The following is a 20,445-nucleotide window of genomic DNA, read 5'->3' on the forward strand; positions in this document are numbered from 1 at the left end:
CCGGCTCGGGCCGCCCGCGGCCCGCCGGCGGGGGGGGGGGGGGGGGGGGGGGTGGCGGGGGGGGGGGGGGGGGGGGCCCGGGGGCGGGGGGGGGCGCCTCCGGCATCGCCCCGGCCGCGCCCCCTCGACCGGACGACGCCGGTACCCGCGACTCCGCGGGTACCGGCGTCGTGCCGTCGCGGGTGCAGGTGTTCCGGACCCGGGCCGTCAGGGTTCCAACAGCAGTGCGGCCAGGCGCAGATAGGCCTTGTAGGCCTCCGGCGTCAGCCAGGACAGTTCGACGGTGCTGCCCATGGCGAGGTGACCGTCGCGCGGCACGCTGACGACTCCCCGCCCCCGTGAGCTGAGCCCCCGGATGGTGCCGGAGTCCAGGGTCCAACCGGCCGCCGGGCGACTGTGGTTGAGGACGACGACGGCCTCACGCGCCAGGTCCGGCCGATCGAAGGTCATCAGCCGGTCCATGGCCTGCTGCGCCTGGGTCAGTCCGGCGGGGTCCGCCCGCGAGACGATGACCACACGGTCGGCCGCCCTCAGCACCGCCGACGTGAACTTGTCCGAGTCGACCAGGGTGAGGTCGAAGTACTCCTGGGTGGTACGGGTCAGCCGGCGGAAGTCCTGGTCGGTGAACTGGCCGACGGCCGACACACGGGACACGGAGTCGTTCGCGAGCACCTGGAGACCCGAGCGGTGGGGGGACAGGAACAGCTGGAGGTCCTCGAAGTGCCGCACCTCGTGCAGCGAATCGGCCAGTTCGGTGAGGCTGGCCAGGGTGTTGCGGAACACCCGGCGGCCGATGCGGACCTGTCCGCCGGGGCGCCGGTCGGCATCGATGGCGAGCACCCGCTCCTGCCGCTGATCGGCCAGAACGGCGCCCAGCACCATCGTGGTCGTGGTGCAGCCGACCCCGTCCTTGACCCCGATGAGCGCGATCCGCAAGGGCTGCGGCAGGGGAGCCCTGATGGTGCGCATCCACTCCTCGTGCTCCTCCGGCCCGGCGTCCGCCGTCTCGGAGTCGGGCGCGACCGCTTCGTCGTCGTCGATGTCCTCCCACTCCACACCGCCGGGCAGCAACTCCCCGAAGGCGTCGGCCACTTCGCGCGCCGTCGGCCGCCCCACGGGTTCGGGTTCCACACAGCGCAGCAGCAGCGAGGCCAGCCTCTCGTCCAGCTGGGCCAGTTCCGGGCAGGCCAGCAGCGCCTCGCGCTGGAACCAGTGCCATTCCCGGCCGGTCAGGGCCCGGAGCAGGATGACTCCGAGGGAGTACACGTCGCCGGCGGCGATCCGGGACTCGCTCCAGGACGTCACCTCGGGCGCGCGGCAGGCCGTCTTGGTCGGCATGGACCAGCGCGACGCACTCCAGGCGCCGTCGATGCGCGCCGACGTCCAGCCGATGAGGCGCAGGGTGGACTCGGTGACCAGCACGGTGCCCGGCGTCAGCGCGCCGTGCACGATCCCCTTCTGATGGCAGCGGCTCAGGGCCCGCGCCAGGTTCCAGCCCAGCCAGGTGAACAGCGGGGTGCCGGGGAGCGCCCCGGCCGCGTCCAGCACGGCCCGCAGCGTGGGCGCCGGCAGACCGCTGCTCAGCGTGTCCAGCCGCAGGGCCAGCCACGGCGTGGGTCCCTCCAGGTCGCTGCGGACGACGGCGGGCGCGTACACCCCGTCCATCCGGCGCAGCGCGCGCCGCTCGATGTCGAGGAGTTCCTGCGCGACAGGGGAGTCGAAGGAGTACGACACCCGCAGCAGCACCCGCTGCCCCTCGTCGTCCTCCCCGATGTACGCGGTGGGCTTCCCGCCCCGGCCGTCGCGCTGCAGCAGCGTGTACGGGCCGAGGGTGTGCAGGTCCTGGAGCCGCAGCGGCAGCCAGGACGGGGCCGCCTCCAGGCCCGACGGCAGCCGTACCTCCTCGTACCCGGTGTCGCGTGCCGGTGCGAGAGCCATCGGCTTGGCGCCGAGGTGAGTGAGGAGCCGGTCCTCCAGCCAGGCGAACGGGCGTGTCCCTGGCAGTAGTTCGCCGGTTCCCGACGGGTGGGCGAGCCAGGCGGGGAAGTCGGGGGAGCGGCCCACGAGGGTGCGCAGCCGTTCGGTGACGGCCCGGGTGGTGCGCAGCAGGTCGATCGGGGACGCGGTGTCGAGGAGGATCTCCTGGGCGTCGCCGGAGAAGCCGAACCGGCGGTGCTGGGCGGGCATCCGCTCGTCGGCCGGCTCGACCTGGCGCATCAGTCCGCCGAGGAAGACCTCCGCCAGATGGGCGGTGTCGGCCCGCCAGGGCACCGCCGCCTGGACCAGACGCATCACGGGCACCGTGAGCGGCGAGACGGCGGCGAGATGGGCGGCCAGCCGGTACGCCTGCGGTGACGCGGCGTCCCGGAACCTGAGTACCGTGTCCGCCGCGCCGCCGCCCCTGGTGTCGGCGCCCTGCCGGGCGGTCCTGGCCTGGAGCGGTGCCAGCAGGGGGAGTTCGGCGCTGCCGCCCGGTGAGGCCACCAGGCGTGCCCACGCGGCGACCGCGGGCGGATACGGTTCGAGCACCGGGACGGGGATCCCGGGGAACGCGTCGCCGAGCCCGGGTGGCAGCAGCGGATCGGCCACCTCCCAGGTGTCGTTCGCCGCGCCGCGCCGCCGGGTCGTCACCAGCCACGGTTCCGAGCGGATGCCCGAGCCGTCCCACATGTGGGCGGGCAGCGCGTGCATGATCGCCGTCGGCCCCTGGCGAGCCCAGCGTTCGAGGGCCGCGTGCAGCCGTCCGTCCCGCCAGCAGGCACCGACCCCGTCGCTGATCACCAGGACGAGCGTGCCTCCCGAGGGGTCGGCGACCGAGGCGGGGGAGAGCAGCGGGGAGTGCGGGTCGAAGGGGCGCGAACGCAGCAGCGGGGCCCCCGCCGACCGGGTGTCCAGGCCGTGCACCCGGATGCCCCGGAAGGCTCCGAGGCGCTCCAGCAGGGCACGCAGCTCCATCGCCAGCCGCCGCCACAGCAGCATGGAGATGCCGTCGTCGATCAGGAGCGTGAGGTCGAGCCAGCGTTGTCTGGCAGGACGGGTCATCACATCGGGCAGCCCCGTCTCGGCCATCGCCGCGGCGGTGGCCTCTTCGTCGAACTCCCGCTTCGAGGGGCCGGGTTGGGGCTGCTTCAACAGCCGAAGGGCACGGCTGAGGCGTAGTTCGTCGGAACCGAGCGCCTTCTCCTCGGGAACGCGGACCGGCAGGGCGCCTTCGCCGTTCTCGTGCGGCCCCGACGCCGTCAGGTCGGCGAACTCGGGCGCGCTCCGCGCGGCCGCCGCCGCGTGCAGGGCGCCCAACAGCTGCGCGGGGGGCGGGGGAGCGGGCACGGGTGCGGGGGAGCCGCGCTCGGCCGGGGCGGGGCCGGCCGGCGGGGGCACGCCGGCCGCGGCGTCGGCGCTCGGCGTCGGCACCGACTCCACGCTCAGCGCGCTGGCCAGCGGCGCCCCGGCACCCGGGGGAAGCCGCGTCGCCAGCCACAGGGTGTCGAGCAGCTCGTGGATCGACAGGTCGTGCCCGGCCAGCCGTCCCAGCTCGCTCAACGCGGGACGGACCGCCGTCGCGCCGGCGTTCGGCTCCGTGCCCGCCCGTGGCACGCCGCCGCCCGCGGGGTCTTCCGGGCCCCGGCCGCCCTCCGGGGCCGTGCCGTGTGCCGGTCCCCGGTCGTCCCCCGGCACGCTAGACCATCCCGCCCAGGCGGTGCAGTACGGCGTCCAGCAGCCCTTCGGCGTCCAGATCGACCCCGCCCCTGCGCAGGAACACGGCGTTGAGCAGCTGGTCCGTGGCGAGTTCGCCCGGGGCCCGGCGGTTGAGGAAGGCGTGCAGCAGGTCGTCCACGTCGGACAGGGCGTCCTCGCCGAGGTGCGCGGCGACGATGTCCCGCAGCCGGGCCTCGTCGGGGTCGGGCAGATCGAGCCGTACGCAGCGGCGCATGAAGGCGGGCGGGAAGTCCCGTTCCCCGTTGCTGGTGATGACGACGACGGGGAACTCCCGGCACCGCACCACACCGTGGGGCACGGTGACCCGCTCGCCGCCGGAGCCGTGGGTCAGCACCGGCACCTCCGACTGGGTCTCCGGCAGCCGGGACAGCTCGGGGATCTCGAACTCGCCCTCCTCGAACACCGTCAGCAGATCGTTCGGCAGGTCGACGTCCCCCTTGTCCAGCTCGTCCACCAGCAGCATCCGCGGCCGGTCCCTCGGGACCAGGGCGGTGCCCAGCGGGCCCAGCCGGACGTAGGTGCCGATGTCCGGTTCGGGCTCCCCGCGTTCCTGGCGCAGATGCGTCTCGCGCAGTCTGCCGATCGCGTCGTATCCGTACAGGGCGTCCTTGAGGACGGACCGGCTGTTGACGGGCCACTGGAGGACCGGGCCGAGGGACAGTTCGTGCGCGATGGCGTGCGCCAGTGAGGACTTGCCGGTGCCGGGATGGCCGGTGACCAGCAGCGGACGGCGCAGATGCAGGGCGGCGCTGACCACGTCCGCCTCCGTGCGTCCGATCAGATACGGGCGGTGCCGTGTCCGGCCGCTCGGGCCGCCGCCGAACTGCCGCCAGGGCGGCGCCTCGGGGAACTCCACCTCGCGGGCCACCCGGTCGCCGCGGAACAGGCGCCACCCGTCCGTCTGTCGCGTCATCCTGTCCGCTCCGTTCCTTCCGAGGGGTCGGCGAGCTGGAGTTCGTCCGGCAACGGCATCCCGGCGTCCTCCCACACCAGGGCGGGACGCGCGGACACCGCCTGGTCCGCATAGGCCCGTACCCTGAAGTGCCTTACACGCTCGGGGAGTTCGTCCACGGGTCCGTGCGGTGCCAGCGCGTCGAGCCGGCCGCCGCCGGCCGGACCCGGGGACGCCCGGTCCCACAGCACGACCGGCACCCCCATCACCAGACAGACCGGCAGCAGCTCGCCGCGGTGCTCGGAGCTTCCCTGCACAAGGACGCGCGCGGTGTCCCGATGGGTTGTCTTGAGCAGTCCGATGAGTCCTGCCCTGCCCCCGATCCTGTGGTCGGCGAGGAGGATGTCGCTGTGGTGACGGGCGTTCCAGCGCCGTCTCAGGTCGGCGGGTCCGGTGCGCGACCGCCGCCGGATCCTCGGGCAGCGCAGCACGAGGTGGAAGTCCTCGCCGAGCGGCGCGGGGATGTACTCGTCGGTGCCCGCGCCGTCCCACTCGTCGAGGGCGAGCTCCAGGGCGTCCGGCGGCACCGACACGGCGACCAGCGCGACCCCGTCCTCGGCCCCCTCCGCGCCGCCCGCGACCTCCCGGATCAGCCGGGCGATCTCCCGCCCGTCGCGCGGCCGGTCGGACTCCGAGGCGACTCGTGCGGGGGAGCCGTCGGGACGCAGCCGCCACACCGAGCACCGGTAGTGATCGGCGGGGTCCTTGGCGTACCGGTCCAGCTCGACCAGGAGCCGCACCCCCGTCGGAGCGGCCCGCCGCGACCAGCGGTCCGCGTCCCCGCGCCGCTCCTGGAGCGCCGACGCGTGGATGCCGAGCCGGGCCGCGACCCGGCCGCTCCACTCCCGCAGTGCCTGGCGCGCCAGCTCGCCGCTCGTCCCGGCGGCCACGTACTCGACGACACGCAGCAGGGCCGGCAGCCGGGGCGTCTCCTCGGGCACCGGTGACCCGTCCCCGGACCAGCCCTCCAGCTCGTGCACGACCGCGGGGACGGCGGACGGTGCGAGCCGGGCCGCCTGCAGGGAGCGCGGCAGGTCGACATAGGGCAGCGCGGCGGTGGCGGCCCGCGGCAACAGGCCCGGATCGTCCTGCGTCAGATGCTCCAACTTTCCTGTCAGGGCGCGGTGTTCGGCCACCGACAGCAGACGGGCGGCCTCCGTCAGCCGGCCCAGAGCGAGCAGCCGGTCCAGTTCCGCCCGGCCACGCGGGTCGTCCGCCACCTTCGCGGCGAGTGACTCGGTGAGCGTGGGCAGCGCCCGCTCGGTGGTGCTGAGCAGACCGGCCAGTTCCTCCACCGTCGGCGCGCTCCCGTCGGCCGGGGCCCGCAGTGCCAACTGGGCCGCCAGCACGGTGGCGTGGTCGGCGCGCGCCCGGGGATCACCGAGCAGACCGTGCAGCGGGCCGACCATCATGTCGCGCACCGACTCGGCCTCGGCGAGCGTCGCGGTGGGCCGCTCGCGCGCGCCGTTCCGCCGCCCGTCCGGTGCCGCCCCGACCCGTGCCAGTTCCCACAGCACCGACTGCCAGCCCAGACCCCAGCTGCGCCGCACGGTGTGCTGCGCGGAGAGCGCCCCGTCGGGAGCGGTGATCCGGCCCATGACCAGCCCGACCACCGCCTCGTCGGTCACCGACCACAGGGGGCCGCCGCTGTACCCCTCGTCCACCGCCGCGCCCGACAACTGCCCGTCGAGGTAACAGATCCGGCCGTCGTAGGCCCCCACCCGCGCGTCGGCGTAGGAGAACGGCTGGCCGCCCCCGTACCAGGCCCGCACCCGCTGGCCGTGCTCCATCTCCAGCCAGCGCACCGGGCCCACGGGCGGGGGCGGCTCCGCGTCGAGTTCGAGCACGGCCAGGTCGCCGTCCCACTCCAGGGAGCCGTCGGCCACCGGGCCGAACTGCGGGGACCGGGGCGGAATCCAGGCGACCAGCCGGGCCGGATGCAGCTCCGAGGCGGACCGTACGGGGAAGGACACGTCGAGCGTGATCTTCCCCGGGTTGTGCGGGCTGAGGCTGCGCAGCCCCAGCGCCGCGTTGATGACATGCGCGCAGGTCAGCAGTCTTCGGCCGGACAGGTAGACGCCGGCGCCCGCGGTGCGGCCACGGTCCGCGGACAGAACGCGGACCAGCGCGCCGCGTGCGTCCGGCGACGACGGATGCCGCGGAGGCGCGAACCAGGTCACGTTCCGGTCCGGCGGGGCAGTGTCCAGGTCGCCGAAATGGTCATGCTGGCCTGCCCGTTGACACCGACGATGCCGATCTTCAGGTCCTGGCCGATCTGGATGCCGAAGTCCACGGAGATCTCGTCCGGCGGGTCGGGTATCCCGCGTATCGAGTCGTGCACCTGTTGCAGCACCGGCCCGAGGGGACTCAGTACGCTGCGCAGCCCGTCCGTCGCCAGCGACGCGACGCGGGCTCCACGCCCGACCGGGACCACGCCGGAGATGCCGCCCGGCAGATCGGCGTCCCCTGTCGGGCCCGCCGGTTCCTCCCCCGCGGCCGCCAGTTCGATCCGGACCTGAGCCCCGTCGTCCAGGGCGAACTCCATGTAGTCGTAGTGCGGCACAGAGGCATTGTGCCGATCGATGTCCCCTGAAGGTAGGGAAGTTGACGAATCTGATCGCACCGGACGACCGATGTGCACGACCTCGGCCCGCCCCCGGTGACCGCGGGCGGGCCGGTCGGACGACACTCGCTAACCCACCCGACGGCCGTTCTCCAGCTCCGCCGTTCCCGAGCCCTCGGACAGGACGTCGAGCGCCACCAGTACCCGCAGGCCGAGCGAGCCCGGCAGATGTTCCGCCAGTTCCTCGCGCGGGACCAGCCGCCACGACAGCAGCTCCTCCTCCTGCAACCGGATCGCCTTGAGCTGCCGCTCGTCGAGGACGCCACCGTCGTACAGATAGGCGACCAGCGGGGGCCGCCCGGCCCCGTGCACCCAGTCGACCGCGAGCAGCCGGCCGGGTTCGACGTCGAGGCCGATCTCCTCCGCGGTCTCGCGGCGGGCTCCCTGGCGCGGCGTCTCCCCGTCGTCCGACTCGACGGTGCCCCCCGGAAGGGCCCAGCCCTCGCGGTAGTTGGGCTCGACGAGCAGGATCCGTCCGCCGGCGTCGCGGAAGAGCACGGCGGCACCGGCGAGGACGCGGGGCAGACCCGCGATGTACGTGGCGAAGTCCGGAGTGGTCATCCACGAAGCGTAACCAGCCCGTGCGGACGTCCCCCGGACGCTGCCGACCGCTCCGGACGCGTCGCCCCTTCGGCGCGCCGACAGTTTCCCCCGGCTCCATCTCAGCCTCAGGCACAGGGTCGGCTGGGGCTACGGCTCAGGACCCGGCTCCCGCCTCCGCGAGCGCGACCGTACGCGTGGCCAGTTCACTGATCCGTACGCCGTCGAAGCCGAAGACCGCGCTGCGCACGGTGTCCTCCAGCGGGTCCTTCCACTGCGCGGGAATGGCCTCGGCCCCGCACAGGACCCCGGCGACCGAGCCCGCCGTCGCCCCGTTCGAGTCGGTGTCCAGACCGCCGCGGACGGTCAGCGTGATGGTGCGGGTGAAGTCGCCGTCGCCGTACAGGAGCCCGGCCGTGAGGACGGCGGCGTTCGGGATCGTATGGATCCAGCCGAGCCCGGCGGTCTCCTCGGACACCGTGCTCAGCGTGTCCTCCCAGGTCATCCGGGTCTCGTGGAGCGTGAGCACCCGGCGCACCGTGCGGGCCAGGCGACTGCTCGCGGGGATCACGGTCAGCGCCGTGTCGAGCGCCTGCCGCACGGTGGGCGCGGTGAAGGCGGCGGAGACGAGTGCCGCCGCCCACATGGCGCCGTACACGCCGTTTCCGGTGTGGGACAGCACGGCGTCCCTGCGGGCCAGTGAGGCCGCCCGGAACGGCACCCCCGGACAGGTCCACCCGTAGATGTCGGCGCGGATCAGGGCGCCGATCCACTCCTGGTACGGGTTGTCGTAGGTGGCGGTGAGGGGCGGCTTGATGCCGCCCGCGAGGTTGCGGTACGCCGCCCGTTCCGCGGTGAAGGTCTGCAGGTAGGGCAGCCGCAGCAGCCACAGGTCGCCGACCTGCTCGGTGCTGAAGCCGAAGCCGTGCGTCTCCAGCAGGTCGAGGCCGAGGATCGCGTAGTCGACGTCGTCGTCCCGGCAGCTGCCGTGGATACGGCCGCGCACGCACTGCCGCCACTCGGGGCGCAGCGCGAACTCGTCGCCCTCGCCGTCGCCGCTGTCGGCGGGCCCGGGGAGGTAGTCCGTGAGCGGCAGGGCGGCGGCCCGTCGCAGATAGCGGTCGATGCGGTCCCGCGTCCAGTGGTCGCCCTGCTCGACCGGCTTTCCGAGCATGTTGCCCGCGATCCGGCCCAGCCAGCCCCCGAGGACGCGGTCCGCGAGCTCAGTGCCCACAGGGGTCATGGTTCCGGTCTACCCGATTCCGGCCGTCGTCGTGCGGTGTTCCGAGGGCCGGTCGGAGCATGACGGCGGGGTCGTCCGCCGGTTAAGGTCGCAGCGGCGCGACTGCCTTGACGTGTGCAAGGCCGGAAAGCAAGGGGAACCAAGGTGGCGGACTCCGCCGAGAAGACGACACGCGCGGGCGACCGGCGTGATCCGCGGGTGCTGATCGCCGCGGACAAGTTCAAGGGCTCGCTGACCGCCGTCGAGGTCGCGGAGCGGGTGACGGCCGGGCTGCGCCGGGTGGCCCCGGGCGCCGCGGTCGAGTCGCTGCCCGTGGCCGACGGCGGCGACGGCACCGTCGACGCGGCGGTCGCGGCCGGTTTCGAGCGCCGGGAGGTACGGGTCGCCGGGCCCCTGGGGGACGAGGTCACCGCCGCGTTCGCGCTGCGCGGCGACACCGCGGTCGTCGAGATGGCCGAGGCCAGCGGGTTGCAGCGGCTGCCCGACGGGACCTTCGCGCCGCTCACCGCGTCGACGTACGGCTCCGGGGAGCTGCTGCGCGCCGCACTGGACGCCGGAGCGCGCACGATCGTGTTCGGTGTCGGCGGCAGCGCCACCACCGACGGCGGCGCGGGGATGCTGGCCGCGCTGGGGGCACGCTTCCTCGACGCGCACGGCGAGCGGGTGGCACCCGGTGGCGCGGCGCTCGGCGACGTGGTGACCGCGGACCTGACCGGTCTGGACGCCCGGCTCTCCGCGGTCGACCTCGTCCTCGCCAGCGACGTGGACAACCCGCTGACGGGCCCCAAGGGCGCCGCGGCCGTGTACGGCCCCCAGAAGGGCGCGAGCCCCGACGACGTGACGGTCCTGGACACCGCGCTCACCCACTTCACCGCCGTCCTGGAGAAGGCGATCGGTTCGCGGGCCGCCGAGTACGCGGCCGCGCCGGGTGCCGGAGCCGCGGGCGGCATCGGATACGGGGCGCTCGTCGTCGGCGCGCGGTTCCGTCCCGGCATCGAGGTCATGCTCGACGTCCTCGGCTTCGCCGCGGCCCTCGACCGGGCCGACCTCGTCATCACCGGTGAGGGCTCGCTCGACGAGCAGACCCTGCACGGCAAGGCCCCGGCGGGCGTCGCGGCGGCCGCGCGCGCGGCGGACAGGGAGGTCGTCGCGGTCTGCGGACGGCTCGCCCTGCCTCCGGAGGCGCTCGGGCGGGCCGGCATCCGGCGGGCGTACCCGCTGACCGACGTCGAGCCCGACCTCGCGAAGTGCATCGCGGACGCGGGTCCGATCCTGGAGCGCGTCGCGGAGAACATCGGACGCGACTTCCTCGTCTGAGCGGAGGCCCCGGCCCGCCGGGGTGGCGTCGTGGCCCGGTCGGCGTGACTCGCCTCGGCCGAGGGTCCTTCGCGGACGTGCGGGGGCTCCGCCGTGGAAGCAGGGCGGGCCCCGCTCCTCCCCGGCCGGGGAGCCGGGCCGCCCACCCCTCACCCCGCCGGACCGCCCCCCGACAACCGGTACGCATCCAGGGCCAGCGTCATCTCGATCAGGTCCCGGGGCCGGGCCAGGGAGCGCGACGTCAGTTGTTCCAGCCGTCGCAGCCGGTTGAAGACCGTGTTGCGGTGGCAGTACAGACGTCCCGCGGCCCGCCCGGCGGAGCCCTCGCACAGCAGCCACACGTCGAGGGTCTCCAGCAGCACCGCCCGGTCGGCCGGCTCCAGCTCCAGCAGCACCCCGAACACGTCCGCCACCAGCCGCCCCGCCAGCTCCGGCTGGCTCACCACCAGCGCGGTCGGCATCCGCTGGTCGAGACGTACGACCTCCGTCGTGTCCGGCGTACAGGTGCGCAACGCCAGCTCCGCCAGCCGCCGCGCCCGCCCCAGCTCCCCGAGGCCCGCCACCACCGGACTGATACCGCCCGGACCCGAGCACCGGCCGTGGAGCAGCCGCACCACACGGTCCAGATCCCGGTCGGCACCCAGCGCCACCACGCCGACCTCGCAGTCCGCCCGCATCCGCCAGATGAAGCGCAACCCCCCGCTCTGTACGGGCCGGGGGACCGCCTCCCGTAAGTCCCGGCGCTCCGGGCGCAGGACCACCACGGCGTACGGTCCCAGTTCGGGCAGGTCGAGCCCCGCCGCGGCCCGCGCCGCGAGTCCGGGGGCCTCCTGTCCCTCCAGCAGGGCGTCGAGCAGTGCCTGCAACTGTTCGTCCGTGCGCCGCCGCAGTTCCCGTTCGGTGGTCCGGTACGCCTCCGACGCGGCGACCGTCTGGGCGTCCACGGCGGACCACACCATCGTCGACGAACGCATCAGCACCGCCAGCCGTTCGGGCTCCCGGCCCGCGGAGCCCTCCATGAGCGCGTCCCACACGAGATAGCCCGCGGCGCGGTAGGCGTGCACGAGCAGTTCCAGCGGCAGCCCCTGCAAGGCACGCCGGCGCCCCGCCTGCTCGGCGTGTTCCAGATCGCGGCGTGGCGAGGCCCGTGGCGCCGAGATCGTCTCGATGCCGATGCGCATGGCCGTCTCCGCCTCCCGCCACTGCTGGTCCTGCGGCAGCACCTGCGCGTAGACGGGCGAGTACTCGGCGAGCTGTCGCAGGTGCTGGTCGACGAGCTCGGGCAGTCGTTCCAGCAGAGCCTTGCAGGACTCCGCAAGCAGCTTCCAGTCATGACCGGTCCGCGGTCTGCGCCCTCCCATGGCCGGAGGATGCCACCCCCGCACCGCCCCGCACAGGCCCCTGACACGCAGCGTTGTGCGCGCGCACAACGGGCGGCCACGACCTCTGGGCACCCGCCGCGATTCGCCCGCCCCCCGTGGACGGACGCTCCCCGGCGGTGCTGAGGTGAGCGCCACACCGAGCAAGGACAAGCACGGAGCAAGGCCAAGCACGGATCGAGGACAAGGGAGGTGCCATGGACGGTTCCGCTCTGCTCGTACGGAACCTGTCGGTCGGATACGGACCGGTGCGCGCGCTGCGCCAGGTGTCGCTGGACGTTCCGGAAGGTGCCGTGGTCACGGTCCTGGGCGGAAACGGCGCGGGCAAGTCGACGCTGCTGCGCGCCGTGTGCCGGACCCTCTCCTTCCACGGAGGAGCGGTGACCGGGGGGTCCGTCAGCCTGGGCGGGCGCTCCCTCGACCGGCTGCCGCCGGACCGGGTGGTCGCCGCGGGGGTGTCCCAAGTGCCGGAGGGCAGACGGGTGTTCGCCCGGATGACGGTCGCCGACAACCTGCGGGCCGGAGCGCTCGGCGCCACCGGCGGCCGGGCCGACCGGGCCCGGGCACTGCGCCGCGTGCACGACCTGTTCCCCGTGCTGGCCGAGCGTGCCCAGCAGCGTGCCGGACTGCTGTCCGGCGGCGAGCAGCAGATGCTCGCGGTGGGACGGGCGCTCATGGGCGCCCCGCGGGTGCTCCTCCTCGACGAGCCCTCGCTGGGACTCGCCCCGCTGATGGCCGCCCGGATCGCCGACACCGTACGGGAGATCAACGAGCAGGGGACCTCCGTCCTCCTCGTCGAGCAGAACGCCGCCCTCGCCCTGCGACTCGCCACCCACGCCTACGTCCTGGAGGTGGGCGAGGTGACCCTCTCCGGTCCCGCCGCCGAGCTGGCCGCCTCCGACGAGGTGCGCCGCCGCTACCTCGGTGTGGTGGACGAGGACGCCGCGGCCGACGCGTCACGAGCGCGCGGCGCGCTGCCGGCCCTGCCGCGCTGGAAGGGGTGAGCGCCCGCGTGGAGAGACCCGAAACCGTGCCGACCGCCCCCGAGGGGACCGGACTTGCCGAAGACGCCACCGTCCCCCCGCTCCACATAACGGAGTTGACGGTCCGGTTCGCCGGACTGACCGCCCTGGACGCGGTGAGTCTCACCGTGCGCCCCGGCACCGTGCACGCCCTCATCGGACCCAACGGCGCCGGGAAGTCCACCTGTTTCAACGTCCTGTCCGGTGTCTACCGGCCGGCGTCGGGAAGCGTCCGCTTCGGCGAGCACGAGCTGACCGGCCTGCCACCGCACCGCATCGCGGCCCTCGGTGTCGCCCGGATCTTCCAGAACCTCGCCTTGCCGCCGCGCGTCACGGTCGAGGACAGCCTGCTGCTCGGCCGGCACCGGCTGACCCGCACCGGCTTCCTCGCCGCGGGGCTGCGGCTGCCCTCCGCCGCCCGCGAGGAGCGCAGACACCGTGAACGCGTCCGTGAGATCGCCGCGTTCGTCGGCCTGGAGCGGCAGCTCGACCGGCCGGCCGGCTCGCTCCCGTACGGGCAGCAGAAGCTCGCCGAACTCGCCCGCGCCCTGTGCATGGAGCCCCGGCTCCTGCTGCTGGACGAACCCGTCGCGGGCATGACCGCCGACGAGCGGCGCCGTACCGCCGAGGTGGTCGCGGGCGTCCGCGACAGTCTCGGCATCTCGATCGTGCTGGTGGAACACGACATGGGGGTGGTGATGCGGCTCGCGGACGCGGTGACCGTACTCGACTTCGGACGCCGGATCGCCGACGGCGCCCCCGCCGACGTACAGAACGACCCCGCGGTCGTCCGCGCCTACCTGGGCGAACACCTCGACACAGAGGAGACCGACCGATGAGCACGTTCGCCGAGCTCCTCCTCAACGGAGTCTCGCTGGGCTCCGTCTACGCCCTGATCGCCCTCGGCTTCGTCGTGATCTTCCGGGCCACCGAGGTCGTCAACTTCGCCCACGCCTCGCTGCTCCTGGCGGGCGGCTACATCACCGCGTCCCTCCACGACGACATCGGCTTCTGGCCCGCGCTGCTCGTCGGCATCGCCGGCGCCGCCCTGGTCGGTGCCGCCGTGGAGTTCCTGGTGATGCGCCGCTACCGAGGCTCCGACCACAGTGTCCTCGCCATCGTCACCATCGGCGTCGACATCCTGCTCACCACCGAACTGACCCGCCGTATCGGCACGAACGTCCTGAGCCCCGGCGACCCGTGGGGAGACGCCGTCCTCACCGTCGGGCCGGTCTCCCTCGCGCACACCCGGATCGCGGCGTTCGCCGCCGCGGCCCTGCTCATCACGGTCTTCCTGCTGGCCTTCCGCTACACCTCCTGGGGCGTCGCGATGCGCGCGGCGGCCGAGAGCCCCGAGACCGCGGCCCTGATGGGCGTGCGGCTGGGCCGGGTGTCGCTCGGGGCCTGGGCGGTCGCCGGGGGACTGGCCGCCGTCGCGGCCCTGTTCCTCACCGTCTTCCCGACGCCCGGCCTGGAACGCGCCACCTCCCTCGCCGCGCTCAAGGCGTTCCCCGCGGCGATCCTCGGCGGCCTCGACTCGACGACGGGCGCGCTCGTGGGCGGCCTGCTCGTCGGTGTCACCGAGTCCTTCGCCACCGGCTACCAGAGCGACCTCAGCTTCCTCGGGCGCGGCCTCGGCGACCTCGCGCCCTACCTGGTGATGGTCGCGATCCTGCTCATCAGGCCCGCCGGGCTGTTCGGTACGAAGGAGCTCGCCCGTGTCTGAGGTCCTCGCCCGCGAAGAGACGGCCGGTGAACCGCGCCCCGCGCGCCGCCGCGCCCTGCGGCTGCCGCACGGCCGCGTGTACGTACGGGCCGGCTGCGCCGTCCTGCTCCTCGGCCTGCCCTTCTACCTCGAACGGTTCTGGCTCCAGGCGGGCCTGTTCGCGATGGCCGCGGCGATCGGCGCGATCGGCATCAACCTGCTGACCGGCGCGACCGGACAGCTCTCCATGGGCCACGCCTTCTTCCTCGCGGTCGGCGCGTACGGATACTGCGTGTTCGCCGCCGACGGGAGCGACGGACTGACCGGTCTGGGGCTGCCGACCTGGCTCGCCGCCGTGCTCGCGGTCGCGGTCGCCGGGGTCGCCGGGGGCATCTTCAGCCCCATCGCCGGCCGGCTGCGCGGCGCCTACCTCGGCATCGCCACCCTCGCCCTGATCTTCATCGGCCAGCACGTGCTGTTCAACGCGCGTGACCTCACGGGAGGCTTCAACGGGCGTGACGTCCCGCCGCTGAGCCTGTTCGGCCTCACCTTCGACGACCGCGAGACGGTGATCGCCGCCGTTCCCTTCGGCTCCGCCGAGAAGCTCTGGTACGTGGGACTCGTACTGCTCCTCGCGGGCGCGCTCTTCGCCCGCGGAGTGCTGCGCGGCCGGCCGGGCCGGGCCCTGAACGCCATCCGGGACCACCGGATCGCGGCCGGCGTGATCGGGGTCCCGGTCGCCCGGTTCCGCGCCGGGGTCTTCGTCCTGTCCTCGATGTACGCGGGTCTGGCCGGGGTGCTGCTCGCGCTGGTCTTCCAGCGCACGGTGCCCGACTACTTCGGGATCACGCTCTCGCTCGACTATCTCGCCATGATCGTCATCGGTGGGCTCGGCTCGGTCGCCGGGGCGGTGGTCGGGGCGGCCTTCGTCTCCCTGCTGCCCCAGCTGCTGACGCACTACAGCGACGCCCTGCCCCTGGTCTCGGACCCGGGCACCGGCGGCATCGCACCGGGCGAGGCGGCCCGGTACCTGTACGGCGCCGCCGTCGTGGCGGCGGTGCTCTTCCTGCCCGGCGGTCTGGTCAGTGTGGCCGCCCGGCGTCGCGGCAGGCCCAACCCAGGGGAGGAAAGATGACCATGAGCATGGTACGGAGGCCGGGGGCACCCGCGGCGAAGGCGGTCGCGGGCGCGCTCGCGGTGCTGCTCGTGCTGGCCGGGTGCAGTTCCAAGGCCAAGGACGACAAGGGGAGCGACAAGGAGGCGGCGGGTGGGGTCAAGACCGGTGTGGGCGTCTCCGGGAAGACCATCGCGCTCGGCGTGCTCACCGACATGACGGGCGTCTACGCGACCCTCGGCAAGAGTGTCACGCAGGCCCAGCAGCTCTATGTGAAGCAGACCAACGCGGCCGGCGGTGTGTGCGGCTACCGGTTGGCGCTCACCGTCCGCGACCACGGTTACGACCCGCAGAAGGCGGTCTCCGGATACACCGAGCTGGAGCCGAAGGTCCTCGGGTTCACACAGTTCATCGGCTCGCCGTTCGTGGCCGCCGTCAAGCAGCGCGTGGACGGCCGGGACAAGGGCCTGGTGCTGCCCCAGGCCTGGTCGGGCAACCTGCTCGGCAGCCCGTACATCCGGGTCATCGGCTCCACGTACGACATCGAGACGATCAACGCCCTCGACTTCCTGATGAAGGAGAAGGGACTGAAGAAGGGCGACAAGGTCGGCCATGTGTACTTCGAGGGCGACTACGGCGAGAACGCCCTGGCCGGTTCCAAGTACATGGCCGAGCAGTCCGGGCTCACCGTCGTCGAGCAGAAGATCAAACCGACCGACAACGACATGACCGGCCAGGTCGCCGCGCTGAAGCAGGCCGGGGTGAAGGCGATCGTGATCAGCGCGGGCCCGCGCCAGGCCGCCTCGCTCGTCGGGGTCGCGGCGGCGGGCAGGTTCGACGTGCCGATCATCGGGAACAACTCGGCCTTCGCGCCGCAGCTGCTCGCCACCCAGGCGGGCCCCGCCCTGATGAAGAACTACTGGGTCGCCTCGCCCTCGCTGCCCATCGGCGCGGACACCCCGCAGGCCAAGAAGCTGGTCGCGGACTACAAGGCCGCCTACCCGAAGGACTCCCTGGACAACGGTGTGGTGGCCGGCTGGACCGCCGCCCTCGCCTTCGGTGAGGCGCTCAAGAAGGCCTGCGCCGGGAAGGACCTCACCCGGGAGGGCGTCGACAAGGCGCTGCTGACGATCAACGCGTTCGACCCGGGCTTCGGGATCACCCAGGACTTCACCGACCCGAAGGCCCCCTCCTCGAAGGAGAGCGTCATCCTTCAGCCGGACAAGAACGCGGTGGGCGGGATGAAGGTCGTCCGGCAGGCCGCCGCCTCTGCCGTGGCCGAGGGATACACACCGGGCGGCTGACGGCCCGCCCACGACGGAGGGCGCCCGCCCCTGACGGAGGGCGCCCGCCCGCGACGAAGGGCCCCGAACCGGTCGGTTCGGGGCCCTTCGGGGTCGTACGGGGTGCAGCGCGGTGTTACGGGAGCTGTGCCGCCCGCGCCTCGCGCCGGTTGTCGCGGAAGTTGTTCACCCTCCGGGCCGTGGCGAAGAGGGGGATCACCGCGCCGAGGACCAGTTGCAGCGCGCATCCGGTCTGGAGGAGCAGCTGTCCGCCCGGGGCGTCGAAGGCCCAGGCCGCCAGCATGCCCATGCTGAGGACGATCCAGGAGAGCATCGCCACCGCGAGACGGCCCCGCGGCTTCGGATACTCGACCCGGCTCACCATGAGCCACGCGGTCCCGATGATCGCCATGAGCGTGGCGACGAAGGGAAGCTCCAGCAGCACGATCGAGACCACCGTCAGCGCGCCGAACGGCGAGGGCATGCCCTGGAACGTGCCGTCCTTGACCGTCACGCAGGAGAAGCGCGCCAGCCGCAGCACGACCGCCAGCAGCACCACGATCGCGCCGACCGCGGCCACTCTCTGGTGCGCGTCGTCCGCGACCATGCCGTAGACCAGCACGAAGTAGGCCGGAGCGAGGCCGAAGCTGATCAGGTCCGACAGGTTGTCGAGTTCCGCGCCCATGGGGGAGGAGCGCAGTTTTCTCGCCACCAGGCCGTCGAACAGGTCGAAGACCGCGGCGCAGAGCATCAGGATGACGGCCGTGGCGGCGCTGTGCCGCGCCATGCCCGACTCCTGGCTGCCGGTGAGGTGCGGGATCAGGATGCCGGTGGTGGTGAAGTACACCGCCATGAAGCCGCACGTGGCGTTGCCGAGGGTGAGGGTGTCCGCTATCGAGAGGCGGAGAGAGAGGGGCATCTCCTCCTCGTCGTCCTCCTCGTCGGCCTCCGGCACCCAGCCCGCCTGTGTCTCAGGATCAATCACGGTCAATTCGAGTCACCCCAGCCACGGTCTTCTGACCGACTTCCACATCGACCTCGACACCCTCGGGGAGGTAGATGTCGACGCGCGAGCCGAATCGGATCAGGCCGATCCGGTCGCCCTGCTCGACCTTCGTGCCCCGGGGTACATAAGGAACGATACGACGGGCGACGGCGCCGGCGATCTGGATCATCTCGATGTCGCCGAGCTCGGTGTCGAAGTGCCAGACGACGCGCTCGTTGTTCTCGCTCTCCTTGTTGAACGCCGGAACGAACCCACCGGGGATGTGCTCGACCGAGGTCACCGTGCCGGAGAGCGGCGCACGGTTGACATGCACGTTGAGCGGACTCATGAAGATCGCGACGCGGGTGCGCCCGTCCTTCCACGGCATGATGCTCTGCACCACACCGTCGGCGGGCGAGATGACGCGGCCCTGGGCGATCTCACGCTCCGGGTCGCGGAAGAACCACAGCATGCCCGCCGCGAGCGCGGTGGCGGGTACGGCCACGGCCTTGGCGGCGCCGGAGCGGCGCGAGCGGGCCAGGCTGAGTGCTGCGGTGGCAACGGTCGGGAGAAGCCACGGCGATGCTCCGCGCGCAAGGCGTACGCCGACCAGGCTGTCGCGAGGTGCAGAGGTTTGGCTGTGGGGCATGGATGACCTTCGTAGCGGATGATGCCGCGCTGGAACGGGGGACGGCGGCTTTCCCGGGATCGTACCGGTCGCGGGCCACAACTGGGCAAGCCAGGAAGCCGAGTCGGCGGCCGAAGACTGTTGACGGGGTGTGATCTTCTTCTCGAAGAAAACACCCCGAACCAGGACATCCGACCCCGGCTAGCCCTGGAGTCGATACTCTTCGAGCAGTCGGCGCCCGATGATCATTTTCTGGATTTCGGCGGTACCTTCACCGATCAGCAGCATCGGCGCCTCGCGGTAGAGACGCTCGATCTCGTACTCCTTGGAGAAGCCGTAGCCGCCGTGGATGCGGAAGGCGTCCTCGACGACTTCTTTGCAGTATTCGGACGCGAGGTACTTCGCCATCCCCGCTTCGAGGTCGTTTCGTTCCCCGGAGTCCTTTTTGCGCGCCGCGTTCACCATCATCGCATGGGCGGCCTCGACCTTGGTGGCCATCTCGGCCAGCTTGAACTGGATGGCCTGATGCTGCGCGATCGGCTTGCCGAAAGTGTGACGCTGCTGGGCATACGAGACACCCAGCTCGAAGGCACGCTGAGCGACACCGCAGCCACGGGCCGCCACGTTCACCCGGCCGACCTCCACGCCGTCCATCATTTGGTAAAACCCTCGGCCGGTGGAGCCGCCGAGCACCCGATTGGCCGGAACGCGCAATCCGTCCATGATGAGCTCGGTGGTGTCGACACCCTTGTAACCCATCTTGTCGATCTTCCCGGGGATCGTGAGACCGGGACGGACCTCGCCGAAGCCGGGCTCCTTCTCGACCAGGAAGGTCGTCATCGACTTGTGCGGCGCCGTGCCCTCGGGGTGGCCCTCGTCGCTGCGCACGAGCACGGCCACCAGGGTCGACGAGCCGCCGTTCGTCAGCCACATCTTCTGACCGTTCAGAACGTACTCGTCACCGTCCCGGACCGCCTTGGACGAGATCGCCGACACGTCCGAGCCGAGCGCCGGCTCCGACATCGAGAACGCGCCACGCACCTCGCCCAGCGCCATCCGCGGCAGGAAGTGGTCCTTCTGCTCCTGGGTGCCGTGCTGCTTGATCATGTACGCCACGATGAAGTGCGTGTTGATGATGCCGGACACCGACATCCAGCCGCGGGCGATCTCCTCGACGCAGAGCGCGTACGTGAGGAGCGACTCGCCCAGACCCCCGTACTCCTCGGGGATCATCAGGCCGAACAGGCCGAGTTCCTTCAGACCGTCGACGATCTGCTGCGGGTACTCGTCGCGGTGCTCCAGCTCGGTGGCGACCGGGATGATCTCCTTGTCCACGAAGTCGCGGACCGTGGAGAGGATCTCCTGCTGGACGTCGGTCAGACCGGCGGTCTGGGCGAGTCGCGCCATGGCTACTTCTCCGTCTTCTTCTCCGCGGGTGCGGTCGGTTCCGGGCGGCCGGGCTGCTCGCCGCCGCGCTCCTTGATGTACGTCTCGGTGGGGACCATCACCTTGCGGCGGAACACACAGACCAGCGTGCCGTCCTGCTTGTAGCCCCTGGTCTCGACGTGGACGATCCCGCGGTCGCTCTTGGACCGCGAGGGCGTCTTGTCGAGGACGGTCGTCTCGCCGTAGAGGGTGTCGCCGTGGAAGGTCGGCGCCACGTGCCTGAGCGACTCGATCTCCAGGTTCGCGATCGCCTTCCCGGACACGTCGGGGACCGACATGCCGAGCAGCAGCGAGTAGATGTAGTTGCCCACGACGACGTTCCGGCCGAAGTCCGTCGTCCTCTCCGCGTAGTTCGTGTCCATGTGAAGAGGGTGGTGGTTCATGGTCAGAAGGCAGAAGAGGTGGTCGTCGTACTCGGTGACCGTCTTGCCGGGCCAGTGCTTGTAGACCGCGCCGACCTCGAACTCTTCGTACGTGCGTCCGAACTGCAT

The 20,445-nt window shown here is 72.5% G+C and carries 17 protein-coding genes; 6 read left to right on the forward strand and 11 right to left on the reverse strand.

Annotation, left to right across the window (positions count from 1 at the left end; all coding sequences use genetic code 11):
* Positions 1-207: 207 nt before the first annotated feature.
* The 6 genes from ACFV2J_RS27720 to ACFV2J_RS27745 all read right to left on the reverse strand — a co-directional run bounded on the left by ACFV2J_RS27720 (position 208) and on the right by ACFV2J_RS27745 (position 9,075).
* Positions 208-3,540, reverse strand: coding sequence for an SAV_2336 N-terminal domain-related protein (locus ACFV2J_RS27720; protein ID WP_385088303.1), 3,333 nt, complete (start codon positions 3,538-3,540; stop codon positions 208-210).
* A gap of 136 nt (positions 3,541-3,676) precedes the next feature.
* Positions 3,677-4,630, reverse strand: a complete 954-nt coding sequence (locus ACFV2J_RS27725) for an AAA family ATPase (RefSeq protein WP_385088302.1) — start codon at positions 4,628-4,630, stop codon at positions 3,677-3,679.
* Positions 4,627-6,849 (reverse strand): trypsin-like peptidase domain-containing protein, encoded by a 2,223-nt coding sequence (locus tag ACFV2J_RS27730; protein WP_385441188.1) that lies wholly within the window; start codon positions 6,847-6,849, stop codon positions 4,627-4,629. The genes ACFV2J_RS27725 and ACFV2J_RS27730 overlap by 4 nt, the downstream gene beginning before the upstream one ends.
* Entirely contained in the window at positions 6,846-7,232 is a 387-nt protein-coding gene (locus ACFV2J_RS27735) for a CU044_2847 family protein (protein WP_385088298.1), read from the reverse strand. The genes ACFV2J_RS27730 and ACFV2J_RS27735 overlap by 4 nt, the downstream gene beginning before the upstream one ends.
* 129 nt (positions 7,233-7,361) lie before the next feature.
* On the reverse strand, positions 7,362-7,853 hold the full coding sequence (locus ACFV2J_RS27740) for an NUDIX domain-containing protein (RefSeq protein WP_385088672.1): 492 nt from the start codon (positions 7,851-7,853) through the stop codon (positions 7,362-7,364).
* Positions 7,854-7,989: 136 nt separating this feature from the next.
* Positions 7,990-9,075 carry an ADP-ribosylglycohydrolase family protein gene (locus ACFV2J_RS27745; RefSeq protein ID WP_385441191.1) on the reverse strand — a complete coding sequence of 362 codons (1,086 nt, stop codon included), beginning with the start codon at positions 9,073-9,075 and terminating at the stop codon, positions 7,990-7,992.
* Between the two features lie 144 nt (positions 9,076-9,219).
* On the opposite strand from ACFV2J_RS27745, the gene ACFV2J_RS27750 reads away from it, so the two are divergent.
* Entirely contained in the window at positions 9,220-10,392 is a 1,173-nt protein-coding gene (locus tag ACFV2J_RS27750; RefSeq protein WP_385088674.1) for a glycerate kinase, read from the forward strand.
* A 149-nt stretch (positions 10,393-10,541) separates the two neighbouring features.
* Here the strand turns inward: ACFV2J_RS27750 and ACFV2J_RS27755 are convergent, their stop codons facing one another.
* Positions 10,542-11,753, reverse strand: a complete 1,212-nt coding sequence (locus ACFV2J_RS27755; RefSeq protein WP_385088675.1) for a PucR family transcriptional regulator — start codon at positions 11,751-11,753, stop codon at positions 10,542-10,544.
* Between the two features lie 215 nt (positions 11,754-11,968).
* Here ACFV2J_RS27755 and ACFV2J_RS27760 point away from each other — a divergent pair, with 215 nt between their 5' ends.
* The 5 genes from ACFV2J_RS27760 (at position 11,969) to ACFV2J_RS27780 (ending at position 16,916) form a co-directional block, all read left to right on the forward strand.
* Positions 11,969-12,775 carry an ABC transporter ATP-binding protein gene (locus ACFV2J_RS27760; RefSeq protein ID WP_385088677.1) on the forward strand — a complete coding sequence of 269 codons (807 nt, stop codon included), beginning with the start codon at positions 11,969-11,971 and terminating at the stop codon, positions 12,773-12,775.
* Positions 12,776-12,861: 86 nt separating this feature from the next.
* Positions 12,862-13,632: an ABC transporter ATP-binding protein gene (locus tag ACFV2J_RS27765; protein WP_385088685.1), complete on the forward strand. Its 771-nt coding sequence runs from the start codon at positions 12,862-12,864 to the stop codon at positions 13,630-13,632.
* Positions 13,629-14,519, forward strand: a complete 891-nt coding sequence (locus ACFV2J_RS27770) for a branched-chain amino acid ABC transporter permease (protein ID WP_385088679.1) — start codon at positions 13,629-13,631, stop codon at positions 14,517-14,519. Before ACFV2J_RS27765 ends, ACFV2J_RS27770 begins: the two co-directional genes overlap by 4 nt.
* Positions 14,512-15,633: a branched-chain amino acid ABC transporter permease gene (locus tag ACFV2J_RS27775; protein WP_385088681.1), complete on the forward strand. Its 1,122-nt coding sequence runs from the start codon at positions 14,512-14,514 to the stop codon at positions 15,631-15,633. The genes ACFV2J_RS27770 and ACFV2J_RS27775 overlap by 8 nt, the downstream gene beginning before the upstream one ends.
* 2 nt (positions 15,634-15,635) lie before the next feature.
* Positions 15,636-16,916, forward strand: a complete 1,281-nt coding sequence (locus ACFV2J_RS27780) for an ABC transporter substrate-binding protein (RefSeq protein ID WP_385088683.1) — start codon at positions 15,636-15,638, stop codon at positions 16,914-16,916.
* A 115-nt stretch (positions 16,917-17,031) separates the two neighbouring features.
* Here the strand turns inward: ACFV2J_RS27780 and pssA are convergent, their stop codons facing one another.
* From pssA to ACFV2J_RS27800, 4 genes are all read right to left on the reverse strand, one after another.
* A complete protein-coding gene (pssA, locus tag ACFV2J_RS27785) occupies positions 17,032-17,850 on the reverse strand; it encodes a CDP-diacylglycerol--serine O-phosphatidyltransferase (RefSeq protein ID WP_385084047.1) in 819 nt (272 codons plus the stop codon).
* A 22-nt stretch (positions 17,851-17,872) separates the two neighbouring features.
* Complete coding sequence (locus ACFV2J_RS27790; protein WP_168530910.1) at positions 17,873-18,529, reverse strand: phosphatidylserine decarboxylase; 657 nt, start codon at positions 18,527-18,529, stop codon at positions 17,873-17,875.
* A gap of 180 nt (positions 18,530-18,709) precedes the next feature.
* Positions 18,710-19,915 carry an acyl-CoA dehydrogenase family protein gene (locus ACFV2J_RS27795; protein WP_385084030.1) on the reverse strand — a complete coding sequence of 402 codons (1,206 nt, stop codon included), beginning with the start codon at positions 19,913-19,915 and terminating at the stop codon, positions 18,710-18,712.
* Between the two features lie 2 nt (positions 19,916-19,917).
* Positions 19,918-20,445, reverse strand: coding sequence for a MaoC family dehydratase (locus ACFV2J_RS27800; protein ID WP_385084031.1), 528 nt, complete (start codon positions 20,443-20,445; stop codon positions 19,918-19,920).

This window comes from Streptomyces sp. NPDC059668 (assembly GCF_042734135.1).
Lineage (GTDB): Bacteria > Actinomycetota > Actinomycetes > Streptomycetales > Streptomycetaceae > Streptomyces.